13 protein-coding genes are annotated in these 16,615 nt (G+C 44.1%); 4 read left to right on the top strand and 9 right to left on the bottom strand.

Annotated elements, in window-relative coordinates:
* Window positions 1-18: 18 nt before the first annotated feature.
* Window positions 19-3,276, top strand: coding sequence for a golvesin C-terminal-like domain-containing protein (locus D8S85_RS17290; protein WP_106481545.1), 3,258 nt, complete (start codon window positions 19-21; stop codon window positions 3,274-3,276).
* 285 nt (window positions 3,277-3,561) lie between these two features.
* On the opposite strand, the gene D8S85_RS17285 is transcribed toward D8S85_RS17290, so the two are convergent.
* From D8S85_RS17285 to D8S85_RS17245, 9 genes are all read right to left on the bottom strand, one after another.
* Complete coding sequence (locus D8S85_RS17285; protein WP_106481544.1) at window positions 3,562-4,164, bottom strand: rhomboid family intramembrane serine protease; 603 nt, start codon at window positions 4,162-4,164, stop codon at window positions 3,562-3,564.
* 82 nt (window positions 4,165-4,246) lie between these two features.
* Complete coding sequence (locus D8S85_RS17280; protein WP_027201691.1) at window positions 4,247-4,702, bottom strand: ATPase; 456 nt, start codon at window positions 4,700-4,702, stop codon at window positions 4,247-4,249.
* Window positions 4,703-4,744: 42 nt separating this feature from the next.
* A complete protein-coding gene (locus D8S85_RS17275) occupies window positions 4,745-6,592 on the bottom strand; it encodes a V-type ATP synthase subunit I (protein WP_127075426.1) in 1,848 nt (615 codons plus the stop codon).
* A 3-nt stretch (window positions 6,593-6,595) separates the two neighbouring features.
* Window positions 6,596-7,186 carry a V-type ATP synthase subunit D gene (locus D8S85_RS17270; RefSeq protein WP_106481542.1) on the bottom strand — a complete coding sequence of 197 codons (591 nt, stop codon included), beginning with the start codon at window positions 7,184-7,186 and terminating at the stop codon, window positions 6,596-6,598.
* A 53-nt stretch (window positions 7,187-7,239) separates the two neighbouring features.
* Window positions 7,240-7,614 carry a four helix bundle protein gene (locus D8S85_RS17265; protein WP_106481541.1) on the bottom strand — a complete coding sequence of 125 codons (375 nt, stop codon included), beginning with the start codon at window positions 7,612-7,614 and terminating at the stop codon, window positions 7,240-7,242.
* 25 nt (window positions 7,615-7,639) lie between these two features.
* A complete protein-coding gene (locus D8S85_RS17260) occupies window positions 7,640-8,965 on the bottom strand; it encodes a V-type ATP synthase subunit B (RefSeq protein ID WP_106481540.1) in 1,326 nt (441 codons plus the stop codon).
* Window positions 8,966-9,057: 92 nt separating this feature from the next.
* The gene (locus D8S85_RS17255; RefSeq protein ID WP_106481539.1) at window positions 9,058-10,815 is read right to left on the bottom strand and encodes a V-type ATP synthase subunit A; all 1,758 of its coding nucleotides are present in this window, start codon (window positions 10,813-10,815) and stop codon (window positions 9,058-9,060) included.
* A gap of 9 nt (window positions 10,816-10,824) precedes the next feature.
* Window positions 10,825-11,655 (bottom strand): DUF2764 family protein, encoded by an 831-nt coding sequence (locus D8S85_RS17250; protein ID WP_172726533.1) that lies wholly within the window; start codon window positions 11,653-11,655, stop codon window positions 10,825-10,827.
* Between the two features lie 72 nt (window positions 11,656-11,727).
* Entirely contained in the window at window positions 11,728-12,342 is a 615-nt protein-coding gene (locus tag D8S85_RS17245; RefSeq protein WP_106481537.1) for a V-type ATP synthase subunit E family protein, read from the bottom strand.
* Between the two features lie 295 nt (window positions 12,343-12,637).
* Here D8S85_RS17245 and D8S85_RS17240 point away from each other — a divergent pair, with 295 nt between their 5' ends.
* The 3 genes from D8S85_RS17240 to D8S85_RS17230 all read left to right on the top strand — a co-directional run bounded on the left by D8S85_RS17240 (window position 12,638) and on the right by D8S85_RS17230 (window position 16,550).
* Window positions 12,638-13,540, top strand: coding sequence for a LysR substrate-binding domain-containing protein (locus tag D8S85_RS17240; protein ID WP_127075424.1), 903 nt, complete (start codon window positions 12,638-12,640; stop codon window positions 13,538-13,540).
* Between the two features lie 182 nt (window positions 13,541-13,722).
* On the top strand, window positions 13,723-15,459 hold the full coding sequence (locus tag D8S85_RS17235) for a fimbrillin family protein (protein WP_106481535.1): 1,737 nt from the start codon (window positions 13,723-13,725) through the stop codon (window positions 15,457-15,459).
* Window positions 15,460-15,608: 149 nt separating this feature from the next.
* Complete coding sequence (locus tag D8S85_RS17230; protein WP_106481534.1) at window positions 15,609-16,550, top strand: YeiH family protein; 942 nt, start codon at window positions 15,609-15,611, stop codon at window positions 16,548-16,550.
* Window positions 16,551-16,615: the final 65 nt, after the last annotated feature.

Below are 16,615 nucleotides of genomic sequence, written 5' to 3'. Positions count from 1 at the left end.
ATCTCATAAAAGAATAATATGATGAACTACCATATTTTGAAACAAATCACGATCCACCAGGTTAAAATACTCAGAAGAGACCGGGGACTTAATGGTATCATGCTGTTCTGCATCGTACTGATCGCATTTGCACACATCATGATACAGAGTAATATAAAGTCACCAACATGGATAGCCATATCACTTTCTTCCGCGATTCCTTTCGCAAATGCATACCTGATTAATTACCTCCAAGTTCTTATTATTATTTTCTGGGCAGGTAATTCCATCCGGAAAGACATGCAGGCAGACTCTTCAGATGCCATACAGACCCGTCCGTACGATAACACAGAATGGCTGTGGGGTAAAATCATGGGATTTATCGTGATCATGCTAATTTTTGACATTACAGCAGCAATTGTTGCCATGGTCATACATCTATTTGTCAGTGACTCCCCTTTTACATTCCATCCTTATCTTTTCTATTTTTTCACATTGACCTTGCCGACACTTATTTTTATGACAGGCTTAACGATATGCCTGAAAGGAATTGTAAAAAAAACTTTTATCGCATCACTGATTCTACTTGGCCTTTCCTACTTCATAATAGCGCATGGGGCCATAGGTTGGCATGGGGCCATCGATTTATTTGCATCGACATTACCCAACACGTTTTCCGACACGACGGGCTTTCCTCACTTGAGCCTTTACCTGATGCAGCGAGGAGCATTTCTCTTCGTCGGAATTGGTTTACTCGTTCTCGGTATCTATTCCATCACACGTATTCCCAATCGCCCGGAGATTCGACGCCTAGCCTGGATTCCAAGCCTAGCATGTTTGATCGTTGGTGTCACTTTTTCATGCTTGTATTTACACTCGTTTAATCAGGCAAACCAGAAACATCAGGCTTTTCGGGAAACCTTTCTAAAATACGAGGATTACCCGAAAGTACGCATTACAAACCACGATATTCAATTCAAACAAAACGAACACTCGTTCTCGGCAACAAGTAGGATAACCGTGTATAATCCTCATGAAGAAACACAAACATCCTTTATTCTGTACCTGAACCCGGGATTGGAAATTAATCACCTTTCAGCAAATAATCAATCACTTGACTTCGAGCGAGAGAATCAAATCATCACGGTCCAAGAACCATTAGGGGCAAAAGAGACAAAAGAATTTATCCTAGAATATAGCGGAACAATCTGTCCGGAAGTCTGTTATGCCGAAGTAGAAGATTTGAATACATTGACCAAGATCCGGAAGTACTATATTTTTAACGTGGGTAACGATCTTTATTACTTACAACCGGATTTCACCCTACTCACCCCCGAGTGTCTATGGTACCCGGATGCACTTCCCTCGGTAAATATCCGCTCCCCGTACACCACGGTACAAAGTTATACCCGTTTCCAATTAACCGTTACCGGGGAGACAACACGAACTCCGATCTCTCAAGGAATGGTATTCACCCGGGAGGACACGACTCGTTTCATCAATAAAAATAATCAATCCGGTCTATCCCTCTGTATCGGAGACTACACGAAAAAATCAGTCATGATAGACAGCGTGCTATTTGAGGCGTATCTCTTTAAAGGACACGAATATCTTGTGGAGCAGTTCGGCGATCCTCACACGCTACTCCCGGTTTGGCTTGCATCCCCCGGGCAAGATCACCAAGAATACGTCTACCGTAAACTATCCATGGTCGAAACGCCCGTCAATTTCCGCGCATACAGTCGAAGTTGGAAAGAGGGAAGCGAGTACATACAACCAGAAATCATTTTCAGACCGGAACGAGAAGCGTTAGTTAGCTATGCCCCGAAAGTACTCCCGGAATCGATTAACCCAGGAATGCCACCCGAAGTGGAGTGTTTTTCTGCCTACATGCAAAACTATTCAACCTCACGCAGTCTATACTTGGGTAGTTTGTTTTTTGACAAACTCTTCTCTCCTAAATGGGAAAGTGTAAAAAACGAATACGACATTTCGCCCTTATTACAGAAATACCATGTTCATGTGACTTCCCCCGAATTCCCGGGTATCAACTTGATATTCCAAGACATGCTGTCTTCCTGGGAACAAGCCCTTTCTAGTTATAATGATTCCCCCAGTTGGGAATATGCCTCAACGTACTTCAATGATCACAACTTGGTTGACGTGTTCAACAATCCAGTGGATGACGTTCAATTTCAACAGCTTATCCACACAAAAAGCCTGACTCTTTTACTCCGTACAATAAATTTTGTTCCTTTAGATAAATTCAAATATTTCATTGAAGAATTTAATACTCGTCACGCTTTCCAAGAGGTCAGTTACGAACTATTATGTAGAGAATTACAAGTCGCCTTCTCGATTGATTTACTAGCACTTACCCGTCAACTATACATGGAAAAAGGGCTACCCGATTTCCGGGTAAAGGATGTGAAGGTGCAATGGATAGAAAATTCCGGAGAGATCAAGGGGTACGCCTTGAGCCTGAAAGTCTGGAACCGGGGAAAGGTTGATGGGACGATCACGATCACTGGTAGTGCCTTCGATCGGAATATCCAGCATCTCATCCCAGCGGGAGCCTGCCAAGAGATCAGTAATTATATACTCGATCAACCTAATGAAATTGACATACAGGTACAAACGAACTTGGCCCGAAATATTCCAGCCTTCTACTCGTTCCAAAACATTCAACCAGAAGGTTTTACTCAGGAGATCCACCCGGGAGTCACAGATATAGACACGGCATGTTTCATGCCTGATCCGAACATGTTCATTGTCGATAATGAAGATCAGGGATTTCATATCATAGAATCGGCTCAAGCATTAACCCGCCTTGTCCGAGAACAAAATAAAAACAACAAGAATACCTCGAACAGCAAAACATGGACACGGGACTACTATAACAAGGGAGGAATCGGGGAGCCAATAAGAAGTTATCACAAGAAATTAGCCGGGACAGGTGAATCTAACGTGGAATGGGAAACAACTTTACCTGAAGCCGGAATTTACGAACTATTCGTATATCATGACGAAATGACCTTCAAAAGGAATGGATACATCAAGAAATATGTTAATAGAAAAGAGCTAACCAGCCCCAAGCCTACACAAACTTATTTATTCCTCCACAAGGGCGGGAATGAAAAAATAACGCTCGAAACGGAAGAAGCGGGTTATGGTTGGATTTCTCTCGGGAAGTTTCCTTTCCCCGCTGGAAAAACAAAAGTAACATTACTTGACATCGGTTCCGGTCCTTATCAAGCTATTATTGCCGATGCCGTGAAATGGGTAAAATGTCCATAAAGGGGTATAGGGATATCACCTGACAGCGTTGCATATCAAACATCACCTATTCACCACGAAATCAATACAACACTCCTATAAACTTTCCATTTATCTGTACCCCATAAAACCAAGCCTCTCGACGATTGTTGTTTTAAATCGACGAGAGGCCTAGAATTTTCCTATCTCAACCTAAATTACTTCTTGAATATTTTTTCTAATGCTTGATCAAGCCTGACGTAAAGAATTGATTATATCTAACTAGTTCAGAGTCAAATTTCGAATGGAGATAAACAAATAAGTTTTTCAATGCCTCAAAAGTTGCTGAATAAACATTTGCAATAACCTCGGTTCCAATAACACGGGAAAAATCAATCCGAATACCGCACCGTAGAAGTGTGCGTTATGATTGATGTTATCGCCACCCCGTTTTGCCATGTATTGACAATAAAGCAAGTACACGAATCCAAACACGATGCCGGGAATCGGAACAATCGCGAAGAAATAAATCTTATCCCAAGGATTCAAAAATATCGCCGTGAACAAGATGGCAGAAACCGCACCGGAAGCCCCAATGGAAGAATAGTATTGATTGTTCCGATATTTCCACACGTCATAGATCGAAGCCGCTACCATCCCCCCGAAATACAGGACCAAGAAACTGGAACCACCGAATCCCCATGCGACAAACTGGTTCTCTACATATAATCCGAAAGAGAGGAAAGTAAACATATTCACGATCAGGTGCGTCCAATCGGCATGGACAAAACCGTGAGAAATAATCCGGTACCACTCCCCGGAATGCACCATCCGGTAAGGATTACACGACAATTTATTGAACAGGGAATAATTATTAAAACAAGCAATTGACACGACAACCGTGACAATAAGTATAACATAAGTCATCATAATTTCCAAATTAAAAATGACAACGCCTGGCAAAAAGCTTACCCGGCGTTGTCATTCTATTTTATTTAAAATAAATTCCTATTTATGCAGGAATCAATCCGGTAATCAAAATCAATACCAACAATCCCAAGATGGCATACAATTCCGGGAACACGGCCAATACCATCGTGGTACCGAACACGTTATAACCGCTACCGATTGCCACGATACCGTTAGCACATACTTGAGCCTGACGGATAGCAGAGAAGAAGGCTACCAAGCCAAGTCCCAATCCGGCACCGAAGATGGCAGAAGCAGGCCCCCAACCCATATCCACGTTCGTCAAGAAACTACTTAACAAGAAATATCCCACGAAACCATACAAACCCTGAGAAGAAGGTAGCGCGGACAAACCGATATACTGACCGGATGCGGTCGGGTTTTTCTTCAAAGCACCTACTGCAGCATTACCGCAAATAGTAACTCCATAAGCACTACCGATTCCTGATAATGCCACCATCAATGCAACACCTAGATAAGCTAATAAAATTGGTTCCATAATTCTAATCTATTTAATTTGTTATTTTTATAATCTTTATTTTTAATCATTTACTTTTTTTCTGAACGGGGCATATTGTTTTCCACCACCTTCAAATCCGGCATTCTTGTAGAATTCCACGAAGGTCAAACGCATCGGGTGTACAAATGAACTGATCATACATAACCCGAAGTTAATCGAGTGACCGATAAGCAGAATCAAGAACACGGCAATGAATTTCACGATAAACGGTAGTCCATCCGTGAGCTGGAAAGCCAACGTGTTAAACACGCCTCCCAAGATACTTCCCGTTAACCCGATCGCGAACAACCGGATATATGAAAGCGTGTCTCCCAGTAAGCCCGTTGCCATGTTGTACGTTCCCCACAATCCTGATCCGAAATTCGAGAAAATCCCTTTTCCCGGAGAATTGTAGAAATAAATCGTCAACGCGGAAAGGCCTAACAGAACGTAAAGCACGTATTTCAAACCTTCCGGAATCACAACTTTTAGCATCGGTAAACCAATCAGCACACCCAACAGGATAATGGCTACCACCCAACCTAATGTTGATACCGCGTATTTAAAACCGAACTGTTTCGTTAACCTTGCAGCATTCAGGCACATACCGTAAAGGATCTGGATAATACCCACGGCAACCGCGATGATCATCATCGGGTTATATCCTCCCAGATATTTCCCGTAATTCGCCTCCGTCAGGAAAAGCGACTTCACGCCGGCCAACCAAGGCCACTCCACGGAATCCAAAGCGATACCAAAGAATGAACCCGTCAGTAAACCGACAACGACCGTCATGATTCCCAAATATTGCCCCAGTACAAGGTAACCCTTTACCGAAGGCGAGGCTTTCCGGCCCATAATGAAACAAGCCAGCCAGATGATCAACCCGTAGCCACCATCACCCATACACATTCCGAAGAACAGCATGAAGAATGGAGCCAGGAAAGGTGTCAAATCCAACTCTTTATATTGCGGCAGGGCAAACATTTCCGTTACGGGCTCAAACAATTTGGAGTAAGCATTGTTTTTTAACTGCACGGGAACATCATCCTCCGGAGTAGGTCGGGTAAATTCGAAGTACACATCTTTCGTTTCCAAGAAACTTCTCATTTCATCCTCTCTCTCCACCGGAATCCATCCTTCCAGGGCGATGACTTTCTCGTCGATCAGATGTTGAGCTGCATCCTCCACTTTCATCTTGTCTGCCACCTCGGTAATCTTCAAACGATACTTTTTCAAACGTTCGATGGCATCCTGCGAAACGGCATCCAGCTCATGCCCGATATTCACGGATTCTTCTCGCAAAGCCGTGATTTGCTTGGCCAGTTCTTCTGCCGTGGCCTGCGGGAATAGATAAGGATCTGCCTCCAAGTTCACGTTCGTCCCGGCAGGGGTAACGGTAACAAAATATTTCTGTCCCATCATCTCGCTGATCACAACCGCATCGTACATTTCCTCCCATTCCGGCTGATATTTCTGTTCCGGCACGGAAAAGAAATGAAATTCCCAACCGGCAGTTTCCAATTTTCGGATCATCTCCCGGGAGAACTTTCCCCACGGGCGATAAGCCGCGTAATCTTTCTCCAAACCTGCCAATTGTTGCTCGATCTGATCCTGCCGACTGTACAAACCTTCCAGATAATCCAGTAAATGCTCGTCGTCCACTTTCACTTTTTCCACCTGCTCCACGTCATTCCGACTCTGCATGTGTGTGATCATCTCCCCGGTCCGTTTAATCAACATCAATTTCGCCTGTAGATTCGTATCTTCTGCCGTACGTTCCGCATTCTCATGAATATGAACCATTCCCTTTTCCCGGAGCTCCCCGAGAAATGCTTGATATTCTTTGTAAAATATCAACAGGGACAATTTCATCATAGGTACTATCATAGGCTATTCCTCCATCAATTTACGGGTTTTCACGATCTTCTGTGACGACTTGGAAAGGTTTTCCTCGTCTTCCAAGAACCGCTTGATTTTGCGAATCGCTTCCTGGAATCCCGGGATCTGTACTTTCTCGTACAAATTCACTTTCTGTGTCGTTTTCTTTCTCGCCTTATCCAACAGCTCCATTTTCCGGGTGAAAAATTCCTTCTCCAAAGCGATACTTACGACCTCTTTGATGTATTCCACACCATCGAGCAGCCACCCGGGTTGATTAAACAAGCTGAAATCCTTCACCTCATAATCCACCCCGTCGAGAACTGGCGTCTTTACCCCGGCAATCTTTTTCACCGACATCCTGACATCCTTCACGACAAGTATGTCTTCCTTGTACTCGTCATAAAGTTGCAGCATGTCGTTCAATGAATTCAGCGTATCCTCCAACTTCACATTAAATTCATCCGCCACCTGTTTCGCTTTCTTCACCTCCGAACGCAAAGCCGACTCCTTATTTTTGATGGTAGGCAATGCCCTCACTCGCATCTTCAATTGCTTATCCAGCCCTTGAAGCGACGTCTTATTATATTGAAACTTTATCACCTTACCAATGTTTTAAATTTATGATTTATGATTTATGATTTTAGATTCATGATTTACGATTCTAAGGATTTATGATTCAAATTATTGGTTTTGGTCTTTATGGAAGCTACGATCATGGCAACAAGTTCATTTGTCTCCTTTTTTAAAGGTGAAACAATATCCCCCGATAACATTCCTGCTTCTTCCATAATCTCCAACCAATATACCGTTTCATCGGCTTCCTCTTCAACAATTTTCATTTTACTGATAAAATCCTTATCAGATTTAGCACGACAAACAGCCCGATAATTTGCCCCAACGGACAAGGATGAACGTAATATCTGATCACAAACTACTCTAGCCGCTTGTGTCTTCGGCAAACCTTCCGTTAACCGAATCACGGCAAGCCCTAATTGTTTCGTCCGATATTTAAATGTTACCTTATCCATTAATCATAAATCAAGCAATCATAAATCATAAATTCTCATATCCGCCGAACTCTTCCACGATCTCCTGCTTAATACCCAATTCCGCCTTGTTAAAGTACTTGCGGAAAAGATCCCAAGCAGTATCCAACATCTGGTCGGTACTGATGTTTACATCGATAGCAAGCAGGCTGTTGGAATAGTCTTTAGCGAAATCTAGGGTACGGCGGTCGTAGTCTGTCAAGTCGAAACCGTTCTCCATCTTGGTCCGGGCGTTAGCGGCATCGGCATACAGACGGATGGCGGCATTCATCACTTGCGGGTGGTCCTTACGGGTTTTCTTACCGATCACGAGCTGTTTCAAACGAGACAAACTTCGGAACGGGTCAACGATAACCTTACCGATTTCCGAGTCTTTACGCAGGAACAACTGACCCTCCGTGATATATCCGGTGTTATCCGGGATAGCATGGGTAATATCACCTCCGGACAACGTGGTCACGGCTATAATCGTGATAGAACCTCCGGCAGGGAACTGCACGGCTTTCTCGTAGATCTTCGCCAAATCGGAATATAACGAACCCGGCATGGAGTCTTTCGACGGAATCTGATCCATACGGTTGGACACGATACTCAAAGCATCGGCATATAGCGTCATATCAGTCAACAAAACCAACACTTTCTCGTTCTTATCCACCGCAAAATACTCGGCAGCCGTCAAAGCCATGTCCGGTACCAACAAACGCTCAACAGGCGGAGCCTCCGTGGTATTCACGAAACTGACGATACGATCCAATACTCCGGCATTGTCAAACAAATTTTTGAAATACAAGTAGTCATCGTTCGTCAATCCCATACCTCCCAAGATGATTCGGTCGGTCTGCGCTCTCAGCGCCACGTTTGCCATCACTTGGTTATAGGGCTGATCCGGGTCGGCAAAGAACGGAATCTTCTGACCGGACACCAACGTGTTGTTCAAGTCGATACCCGCGATACCGGTCGCGATCAGCTCCGACGGTTGTTTACGACGTACCGGGTTCACCGACGGTCCCCCGATCTCTCTTTCTTCCCCGTCAACAGCAGGTCCCCCGTCAATCGGGTCTCCAAAGGCATTAAAGAAACGCCCGCATAAATCATCTCCCACTTTCAGAGTAGGCGCTTTTCCCAAGAATGTCACTTCTGCATTCGTCGGAATCCCTTCTGTTCCAGAGAACACCTGAAGGGTTATATCATTTCCCCAAATCTTCACGACCTGAGCCAAGCGTCCGTCCACAATGGCCAACTCGTCATTTCCGACGCCTTGGGCATTCAACGTACACGTTGCTTTCGTGATCTGGGTGATTTTTGTATAAACTTTTTGAAAAGCAGTCGTCATACCATTTATTTTAGATTTTAGATTTTAGATTTTAGATTTAAAATCCGGTCAATGAAACAAAGAATCATAAATCAAAAATCTTAAATCACAAATTATTTTTTTCTTTCGTTAATGATCTCGTTCACTTCTGCTTCATACTTTTTAAACGCTTCCGATTGATATTCGGAATAGTTCATCTGTTTGAAACCATTAATGATACGTTTAAAATAGGGGTTAACCTCTTCGAACGTGTCAAAATTAAATTCGGAACGAACCACACCCAGTACCATATTCAACATATATTTCTGACGTTCCATGGCGGTAGAACCGTCGATGTTGTCGAAAGCATCCTGTTGCAGGATCACGAAGTCGATTAACTCGGATTTCCAGTATACCACGTGATATTCCAAAGGCACACCGTCATCTCCCAAGATGTCGATCTGCTCAGCCGTTTCACGACCGCGCACCAACATATTGCGAGCCTCGTTCACATCGGCAATCCATGTATCGGAAATATTTTTCTTGGCAAATTCGATAAATTCCGGATATTCCAAATATTTAGAATAAGACTCCAACGTATCAATCGCAGGGTAACGTTTCGCATCCGCACGAGCCTGAGACAAGGCGTAGAAGCAACGTGCCACTTTCTTCGTTGACTCTGTCACCGGTTCCTTCAAGTTACCTCCGGCAGGAGATACCGTACCAATAAAGGTAACAGAACCCGTCTTACCATTGTTTAAGTACACCATTCCCGCACGAGCATAGAAGTTTGAAATAATTGCCGACAAGTCCATCGGGAAAGCATCCTGTCCCGGCAACTCTTCCATACGGTTGGACATCTCACGCAAAGCCTGTGCCCAACGGGAAGTCGAGTCTGCCAGCAACAACACTTTCATCCCCATGGAACGATAGTATTCCCCGATCGTCATGGCCGTGTAGACGGAAGCCTCACGGGCAGCCACGGGCATATTGGATGTGTTGGCAATGATCGTGGTTCTCTCGTACAACTTACGACCGGAACGAGGGTCTTCCAACTCCGGAAACTCGGTAAAAATTTCCACCACCTCGTTTGCACGCTCACCACAAGCCGCCATGATAATAATATCAGCATCGGCAAACCGGGACAAAGCATGCTGCAATACGGTCTTTCCCGTTCCGAACGGCCCCGGGATAAAACCGGTACCCCCTTCCAGTATCGGGTTCATCGTGTCGATAACACGCACTCCGGTTTCCATCTGACGGGAAGGACGGGGTTTATCCACGTAATTACGGATAGCCACCTTCACCGGCCATTTCTGAACCATCGTAACCGGGATCTCTTTCCCGGCCTCATCTTTCAGCACGGCAATCGTATCTTTTATCGTGTACTCTCCGGCAGCAACTATCGAAGCCACGGTATACTCACCTTTCAATTTGAAAGGTACCATAATCTTATGATCCAACCAGTTTTCCTTCACGTTGCCTAACCAATCGGCACCGGTCACCTTATCACCGACCTTAGCCAACGGGGTAAAACTCCATTTTTTATCTTCTTCCAACGGGTTCGTGTATTCTCCTCGTTTCAAGAATACCCCCGTCATTTTATCCAGGTCATTTTGAAGACCGTCAAAATTCTTTGACAGCAAACCGGGACCTAATGTAACTTCCAACATATGGTTTTCGAATTCCACGAGGGAGCCGGGTTTCAATCCCCGGGTACTTTCAAAAACCTGTACATAAGCAATATCCCCGACAACCTTGATCACCTCAGCCATCAATCGCTCGTTTCCAAGCTGGATAAAGCAAATCTCATTCTGAGATACCGGTCCTTCGGTACGCACAAGTACAAGGTTGGAAATAATACTATGAACTTTTCCTTGTGTCTTATTCATGTCTCAATTTTAATTTTTAAATTCTTCCGCAAATTCGAAACTCTTTCTGAACTTATCCACGACTTCCATGAAGACTTTTCGTCCCGACTCGGAACTCATCTTGCTCCATCTCTCAACGATCATCAGCTCAAGCATAAAACTCAAAACTTTCTCCATGGAGAAATACTCGTAAACCACGGCCTCTTCAATGTAATCCCAAAGAAGTAAATCCAAACCTCTCTCCCGCTCGACAAGGTTCGTGTTCCCCATCAGAGAAATCACCTTCTCCACGTACGGGAACTCCATCGCCAAACCGAAATCTTTCGAGTTCGAAGTTCTCAACGCTTTGGAAAATACGTTATCACCGATAATCTCCGGGGCCACCTCTTTCCCATACTTCCGACAAGTCAGGGCAGTTTCCAGATTCTTCACGTTCATCACGAATTCCGCATAGTTTCGGACGAACTTACTACCACTTTTCATCAAATGATCGTAATACATCCAACTCAATACATTCTCTGGCGAGACATCATATTTCAAATGTTCCCGCTTAAAATCCGCGATAAATCGATTGAGGTAAACAGGTAAAGAATGGGTGGGTTCGGTGATTTCGTCTTCCAGACGCTGTAATGGATATACTGTTTCAAGATTGGTATCGGGAGCCATTTTATTTAGCAACCGCAGGACTTGTTTATTATCGGCAGGCAGGAAAAAAAGTTCAATCAATTTCACATCCTCTTTTTTCAGAGCCTCCCGAGCCAACTCCCGAAACCCATTCACGGATAACGCTAGTTTCCGATCATCCAGAAAGACTTCCGGTAGTCCTGCTATAAAACAGTAGTAGTTATTTTTTAATATCATCCTTTTCAAATTTTAAATTTTAGATCTTAGATTTTAGATTGAAAGGCCTTGCCTATCTCCCCCGTCTAAAACCTATTTATTACTTTCAAAAAGGAGTTTTTTCGTGAAGCCTTTCATGTACTGGTTAAAGAAAGCTTCAAATAATTTCTCGGAGAAAGCGATCTGGAATCCGCCATCTTTAGGCTGAATCACAAAACCTTCTTCCAGGTTACCTACTTTCACATCAAGCCCTTTATCCAACAGATCCTTGTACTTGGCTGCCACAAACGATTCGAACGTTGCCTTCTCGTTTTCGGAAAGAAGAACTTCCATGTTGAGGTTTCCACCTGCCACATCCCACTTCTTCACAATCGTCATAAGCAACTCTTGAATAAAAGCTTTTTCCTCGAACCCGATCTTGGCTATATCCCCGGCAACATCTCCGGCGACAAGATTCGTAATTGCCTGTTTCAAAGCCGTGATAGCCTGACGAGCGCTTAACGTCATTTCAGACTCAGCCTTCTTTTTCAAATTAGAAATCTCAGTCTCCGCATCAGCATTCATCTGTGCTACTTTCGCTTTCGCATCGGCAATAATCTTTTCGGCCTCTTGCTTCGCTTGGTTGATGATATTCTCAGCCTCTTGCCGAGCCTTATCTACCCCCTCATTGTAAAGCTTTTGGGTCAAAATATCTAATTTATTCTCCATACTAAAAACGTGTTATATTAATTTATCCTTAAATTTCCATCAAAATCAAATGTCAATAAATGTACCTACAATCTAGAAAAACGCCGTCAAGATATTAAAAAACATTGACAATAACAAATAAAAATTACACTAGAGATTTTGAAAAATATCTTCGCATCAGATACGAATTTCCCCGCAAAGGGTTCCACTCGCACCACAAAGGAGGCAAAATCCAAGCGGTACAAAGGAATGCCTACTTTAAAGCAATAGATTGACCATTTTTCTCTACCTTTGTTCAGAATTAAAAGTAATCCCGATGTTAGACCACAAGCTTACAATCTTTTACCACACGGCAAAGCATTTGAACACGACAAAAGCCGCCGAAACATTACGACTTTCCCAGCCGGCCATTTCCAAAAGCATCAAGGAGTTGGAAAAAGGATTAGGGATCACGCTCTTTGATCGCGAGAAGGGGCGATTGTTGCTTACCCCTGCCGGGAAATACCTTTTGGAACAAAGTGAAGAACTGATTGAACGGGAACGTGTGATCACCTTCAACCTTCAGCACATGAAAAAAGAATTCTCAGGAACTTTACACATTGGGGCCAGCACCACGCTATCCCAGTATATATTACCCGAATTTTTGGCCCGTTTTCGGGAAACTCACCCCTATATTGAAATTAACCTGATCAGCGGAAACACCTACCAAATCGAGCAGGAATTACTGGATAAAAATATTCAACTCGCTTTCATTGAGGGCGTCCCCTCGCAAACAGACATCCACTATATCCCCTTTCTAAAAGACGAAATAGTTTTGGTCACCTCAGCCAAAAATCATTCCCCGGAATCCATCACGAAAGAACAATTAAAGACTTTAAAATTTGTTGTCCGGGAAGAAGGATCCGGCACATATAATATTATCCAACGTCAGCTATCCGCCTCCGGGATGTCGATTAACGAACTGAACCAACAAATCGTCATCGGAAGTTCCGAAGGAATCAAACAATACCTCAAACATTCGGATTGTTATGCCCTGGTTTCCGTGTTCTCCGTTCAAGACGAACTGGCCTGTGGTCTGCTAAAAATCATTGATATCGATGACTTCGAAATTACCCGCACGCTCTATGCCATCCACAAGCAAGGCACTATTGACCCCTACGCCGAATTACTTCTAAGATTTTGCAATACATCACGGACAAACAGGGGAAATAGACCATGACACGGGGTGTTTAAACAACAAAATGTGCCGAAATAGCAAAAACAAAATTGCTTAAACGACAAAAATATGCGAATCTGACAATAAAGATATCCCACACGAAACAGAATTGATACCAACATTGATTTTTTATTCTTATTTTGCAAGTGAAACCAATATATAAATTCACTTTCAAAAACATCACCATGAGAACAAGAAACCTTTTAGCTTTTGCATCCACGATTACGGGTATCATCCTGCTCGCTTCATGCAGCGAGCAGAAGGCATGGCAGGATGGCACTATTTCGCCACTCGGGGGAAAATATCCGCTGCGATTGTCGGCAAACGTGGAACAGGTTCAGAGCCGTAGCACCGGTAAGGACGCATGGACGGGCGGTGAAGAAATTGGTGTCATTTTGGAAAGCCAAACAGGAAAATATTATATCACGGACGCTTCGGGTAATGTAGAAGCGATAGATGAAAGCAACACGCTCTACTGGCCGCACACGGCTAAAGCCGAGGTCAAGGCATGGTACCCATTCGATACTCCGACATTACTCGACATTTCCGACCAGTCGGCGGGCTATGCCGCATTCGACATTCTGTCCGCCCAAACGCGGGGCAGTTTCAATCAGCCCGTTTACCTCAATTTCGGTCACAGTATGTCGAAGATTGCCTACACGCTCGCGGCAGCTGACGGTATTACGGAGATCGAGTTAAACAGTGCAACGGTAACGTTACTCGGTGATGCAGAAGCCCGTATCGAAGCCGGGATAGTGGCTCCCGCAGATCAGACGGACGGAGAGATAAAGCCCTTTCACGATGCGACAGCAAAGCAAGGAGAGGCCCTGGTAGTGCCACAAAACATGAAAGGTAAACCACTTTTCAAGGTAAGCATTGGCAACAACACCTTTGTCTACACCCCCGAAACAGATGAAGAGGGGAATCTCATGGCCGGCAACTGCCACACCTATGCCATCACGGTAAAAGCTGCCGGTTTGGAAGTGCAGAGAGTGGCAAGCAATGACTGGGGTAATGGTGGAGAGGAGAAGATATTCAGCATAACAGCCACGAAATATACCGCCAACGAAGTGAAAGCCGGAGACTATATCTATTCTGACGGAACGACTTCCGACGGAGGATTGCGTGCACGTTATCCTAATGGGAAAGGGGTGCTTGTGGCAAACCCGAAACCAAAGCCCCTGGCAAACAAAACAGTTGTCGGAATCGTATTTTGGACGCCCAAGGATACAAATCCTAAAGGCCGAACAACTCCAGCCTCGCTGACAGATGACAAGATTATGGCAGCAGACTTTCCTAACTGTACACATGGTTTGGCAGTATCTCTCAAAGATATTCCAACAGGGGAAAAGTGGATAAATATGCCCTCTTATTCCTTAACGAATGAATTCCAGAATAGAGAGCAATTCACCCACCCCAGAAAGTCAGATTTTGTTTCCGTCGCCTCGGGTCTCGGTCCGACCGATCCCATCAACAGAATTCTCGGCTATCAGAATACACAAGTGATACTCGCCTTCAACGCGTTGTGCAAATCAAATAACGAAATGGAATGGGCAGCCCAACCTGTCGAAGACATTGCAAACTTCAGCAAATCCAATCCCGCCCCAAAGAACAGTACCGGTTGGTTCTTCCCCTCTGTGAAAGAATTACATATCCTCTGCTACAAGGATGTAGACAATGTTTATCTGAGCTATAATTACACTTTCACCGAAAACCGCGATTTGGTCAACGCCTCTCTTCTTGCGGCCGGTGGCGAAGTTTTTTATAACAGCCAATATTGGTCGTCTTCGGAATACGCATCCTACGTGAATGGTGTAGACTATAGCAAATATGAGGTTATCATCGTGGACTTCAACCGAGCCTTTCCGTACTCCACGCGGAAAACAAACTCGGCCAGAGTTCGTGCCGTGTGTGCCTTTTAGCATGGGAAAAGAAATATCTCTACAGTAGAAAAACGGTAGAAAAGGATAAGGAACATATCTATAACTTTTAGTTATATGGTATAAGCACTTCTTATTTCCAAAACTCATGTATTTAAGAGAATTTTGCGTCGAACAAATTACTAAATATCATGAGCAAAATTCAACTGAACAAAAATCAAAAGGAAGTACTTTTCATCGTAGCTTTATTTCTTGTACCATTTCTTGACCCGGGATTTGCCCTTTTACTAGGTCTGATTTTATCGCTGACTATCGGTCACCCGTTCTTGACAATCAATAGCCGAATCACGCATATACTTCTCCAAATATCCGTTGTCGGACTAGGTTTTGGTATGAACGTGGAACAAGCCATCGAGGCGGGGAAAACGGGTATCCTATTCACCATATTTTCCATCATTATTACGATCGGGTTAGGATTATTCTTCACCAGCAAACTGAGAGTCAACCGGGACACCGGATTTCTCGTTTCCGGGGGAACCGCCATCTGCGGGGGAAGTGCCATAGCCGCCTTGGCCCCTGTCATTAAAGCCAAAGACAAGGATATCACTGTGGCCATGGGAACCATTTTCATGCTGAACGCCGTGGCGTTATTTCTCTTCCCGCTGATCGGTCGTTGGCTAGAGATGAACGATCACCAATTCGGATACTGGTGTGCCATTGCCATTCACGACACGAGTTCCGTGGTCGGTGCAGCCAAAACATTCAGCAACGAGGCATTGGCTATTGCCACCACAACCAAACTGATCCGAGCCCTTTGGATCATCCCGATCTCACTGATCGCCGCCTTCTTCTATAATAAAGGCACAAATACCCACTCAAAAATATCCATTCCTTACTTTATCTTCTTCTACATTGTCGCCATGATCATCGCAACCTACACACCACAATGGGGACATATCTACACTCAAATCGTGGGATTTGCTAAAGTTGGAATGTTATTCACACTGTTCCTTATCGGTGCCGGCCTCTCCAAAGATACCATCAAACAAGTAGGATTTAAACCAATCTTGTTAGGTATCATCCTTTGGGTCTGCATCAGTACATTATCAGCTAGCGTGATCATGCTACTGTAAATTAGCCCGAAGAGCTCCATCACCTTATGAACTTTACAAACTTTCTCCCCCTCGAATTTGTGAAT

It is taken from the genome of Butyricimonas faecalis (genome assembly GCF_003991565.1).
GTDB lineage: Bacteria > Bacteroidota > Bacteroidia > Bacteroidales > Marinifilaceae > Butyricimonas > Butyricimonas faecalis.
This window is presented reverse-complemented; position numbering and strand designations above follow the sequence as displayed.